This window comes from Carnobacterium sp. (assembly GCF_032094055.1).
Taxonomy (GTDB): Bacteria; Bacillota; Bacilli; order Lactobacillales; family Carnobacteriaceae; genus Carnobacterium_A.
In genome coordinates this window covers 14,747-18,119 of the sequence record NZ_DAMDAK010000023.1, presented here as the reverse complement: position 1 = coordinate 18,119, position 3,373 = coordinate 14,747, and the positions used below count along the sequence as shown (strand labels likewise).

4 protein-coding genes and 1 pseudogene are annotated in these 3,373 nt (G+C 37.3%); all 5 read right to left on the bottom strand.

Going from position 1 to position 3,373, the window contains the following annotated elements:
* Positions 1 to 338, bottom strand: a pseudogene (locus RT405_RS05380) (helicase DnaB); the annotation flags it as partial.
* Between the two features lie 28 nt (positions 339 to 366).
* On the bottom strand, positions 367 to 846 hold the full coding sequence (gene nrdR, locus RT405_RS05375; RefSeq protein WP_313468211.1) for a transcriptional regulator NrdR: 480 nt from the start codon (positions 844 to 846) through the stop codon (positions 367 to 369).
* A 191-nt stretch (positions 847 to 1,037) separates the two neighbouring features.
* Positions 1,038 to 1,640, bottom strand: coding sequence for a dephospho-CoA kinase (gene coaE, locus RT405_RS05370; protein ID WP_313468210.1), 603 nt, complete (start codon positions 1,638 to 1,640; stop codon positions 1,038 to 1,040).
* 29 nt (positions 1,641 to 1,669) lie between these two features.
* Entirely contained in the window at positions 1,670 to 2,500 is an 831-nt protein-coding gene (gene mutM / locus RT405_RS05365) for a DNA-formamidopyrimidine glycosylase (RefSeq protein WP_313468209.1), read from the bottom strand.
* A gap of 37 nt (positions 2,501 to 2,537) precedes the next feature.
* The coding region (locus tag RT405_RS05360) for a DNA polymerase (RefSeq protein ID WP_313468207.1) at positions 2,538 to 3,373 on the bottom strand (836 nt) is incomplete at its 5' end.

Genomic DNA, 3,373 nt, shown 5'->3' with positions numbered 1-3,373 from the left:
GAATGAGGGGCAACTAATTCATATACATACAACTTTTCAGGTTCAGTTTTCAGGTAGGTTTTTAACAACCCAATAGCTTCTAATTTAATTCTCGCTTGATACAGTTCTGGAATCCCTACACTTAAAAGTGTCAACAATTCCGAATGAAGTATTCCTTCACTCCAATAAGACTCTTCATCAATCTCAGTCCACAACGTCATATAAAGACTATAAGCTGTTGCTCCTATCAAAGGTTGATATAAAAAAGTCAATATTTTTTGGTCTATATCCGAAAGCAAGGCATTTTGTCGAACCATAAATCCATCTTTTGGACTCAAATTTTTCCAAGGATAGTTCAAATGCCATCACACCTTTCTTCTACTTCCTCTAATCCATTTCTGCTTTTTTTTCAGATTTCTTTTTTTCAAGCTCTTGTAATTCTGTCAAGAAAACACTCATATCCTTGAACTGACGGTAAACACTAGCAAAACGAATATAAGCAACGTCATCTACTTCTGCTAGTTTCTCCATAATGTATTCACCAATGATCGCTGATGATATTTCATTTTCCCCTAAACTCCGAATTTTATTTTCCACTTCATCGACTATTTTTTCAACTTGTTCTACTGAAACTGGGCGTTTTTCACATGATCGGATAATGCCGCGCAGCATTTTCCCTCGATTGAATTCTTCTCGTGTGCCATTTTTTTTAATTACTAACAATGGCGCTTGTTCAACACGTTCAAATGTTGTAAATCGGAAGTTACACGCTTCACATTCTCTTCTTCTACGAATAGCACGCCCATCATCTGCAGGACGACTATCGACAACTCTAGAACCATTATTTTGACAGCGTGGACATTGCACTACTCATCATCCTTTTTTTATGATTTTTCTTGAAATTATCATACTCATAACCATTATACTTTTATTATACCACAGGTCTTACAGAGGCGAAACACCTGAAATAACTGCATTTGCCAGCTAAAGCTATAAAAAAAGAATGAGCGGATATTCTACTCATTCTTTTTAACACTATTTTATATAACAGCAATCGTTTAATTTATTTGATCTGTTTGCTGCAACCATTTTTCCAGCTGCTCTACTGTTTCTTGGATGGTTCCATTATTGTCAATCACTACATCTGCCTGTTTTATTTTTTCAGCCAAAGGAAGTTGAGCCGCTATTTTCTGGACAGCCATCTCGCGTGTAATGTGATCGCGCTGCATCAACCGATTTATCTGCATCTCTTCTGTCACAGCAACTACCATCACTTGATCTACTTCTATTAAATAATTACTTTCAAACAATAAAGGAATATCTAATACAAGCAAGGACGGCTGTTGTTGCAGATACTCTTCTTTTTGGTTAAGTACCCAATTCCGAATCTGTTTTTCTAATAAGTCATTTAATTTTTCTAATTTTATGGGATCAGTAAATACAATTTCTCCCAGTTTTTTTCGGTTTAATGTTCCATCGGAATGCAGTATTTCTTTTCCAAAATATCGTGCAATCGATTTTAATCCTTCTGTTCCAGGTTCTACTACTACCCTGGCTCCAATATCAGCATCGATAACTGGTATTCCTCGGCTTTTAAAAAACTTACTGACAGTTGATTTTCCTGTTGCAATGCTTCCTGTCAAACCAATCACAACTGTCATTCATTCCCTCCTTTCTCTTGTTCTTTTTCTTAAGCTAGTTGTTGACAATTGGGACAAATGTGAGTACCTCTTTGCGCTACTTTTAATTTTTGGATCGGCGTTCCACAAAGGATGCAAGGTTCATTTGTTTTCCCATAAACATGCAATTCCACTTGAAAACTTCCTGCTTCTCCTAAAGCATTTTTATAGGTTCTGATCGTTGTTCCCCCTGCCGCTACAGCATTTCCCAATACTTGTATAATGGCTTGGTGTAACTGTTTTGTTTCTGTTAGATTCAATGTATCAGCTCCTCTAAGAGGATGAATTTTAGCTTTAAAAAGTGCTTCATCTACATAGATATTGCCTAAACCCGCCACTACTTTTTGATCTAATAAAAGAGGTTTAATCGCACGCTTTTTTTGTTGCAGTGTTTTTTGAAATTCTGCTAAAACAAAAGTTTCTGGTAACGGTTCTGGCCCTAAAGTTTTAAGGCCAGCTACGTTATTTTGTTCACCTAAAGGAACGAGTGTCATACGTCCAAACTTTCGAACATCGAGATACCGTAGATCACGGCCATCTTTCAAATGGAAAATCACATGAGTGTGTTTTTTTAAGGGTGTCTGAGTAGGCACTACTTCATATTTGCCTTCCATTCTTAAATGGGAAACCATTGCCCACTGTTCGAAAAGAAAAATTAAATACTTGCCTCTTCGTTCAATATCAACGAGTGTCTCATCGATTAGGTACTGTGAGAATTCTTGGCTGCGTATGTCACCTGAAATAATGCGATCCCAGTATACATCTACTCCTGTTATGATGCTGCCTTTAACAAGTTGGACGAGACCCTTTTTAACTGTTTCAACTTCTGGTAACTCTGGCACGCGTTCTGCATCTCCTTTTCAGTTTGTTTTAACTTGATTATTTAGATTCATACCAATTATCGCCGTAATTACTATCAACTTTTAAAGGGACATTTAATTCAACCGCTTCTTCCATTACTTCAGTAACTAATTTCTCCAATAAGGGAATTTCAGCTTCTGGAGCTTCAAAAATCAATTCATCATGTACTTGCAGCAACATAGTAGCTTCCATGTTTTCTTCTTTCAATCGCTTGTCCATTTCAATCATTGCAACTTTAATAATATCAGCAGCACTTCCTTGAATAGGTGTATTCATTGCTGTCCGTTCTGCAAATGAACGCAAGTTAAAATTACGAGAATTAATATCCGGCAAGTAACGGCGCCGATGAAAGAGTGTTTCCACGTAACCTTTATCTTTAGCCTCACGCACAATCTCTTCCATGTAAGTCTTAACGCCAGGATACTTAACGAAATACGTATCAATAAACGTCTGTGCTTCTTTTCGGCTGATTTCCAAGTTTTTTGATAAGCCATAATCACTGATTCCATACACAATACCAAAGTTAACGGCTTTTGCACGCCGACGCATCTCTGAAGTCACATCTTCTTGTTTTTCAATTCCAAAAACACGCATAGCTGTGCTGGCATGAATATCTTGTCCCTCAATAAAAGCTGCTTTTAAATGTTCATCGTCAGAGATATGGGCTAAAACACGCAGCTCAATTTGCGAGTAATCTGAAGAAAAGATTTTCCAGCCTTCATAACTTGGTACAAATGCTTGTCTGATTTTTCGTCCTTCTTCTAAACGAATTGGAATATTTTGCAGGTTAGGATCAATCGAACTTAGCCGGCCAGTCTGGGCGATCGTTTGCATATAGCGTGTATGGATTTTGC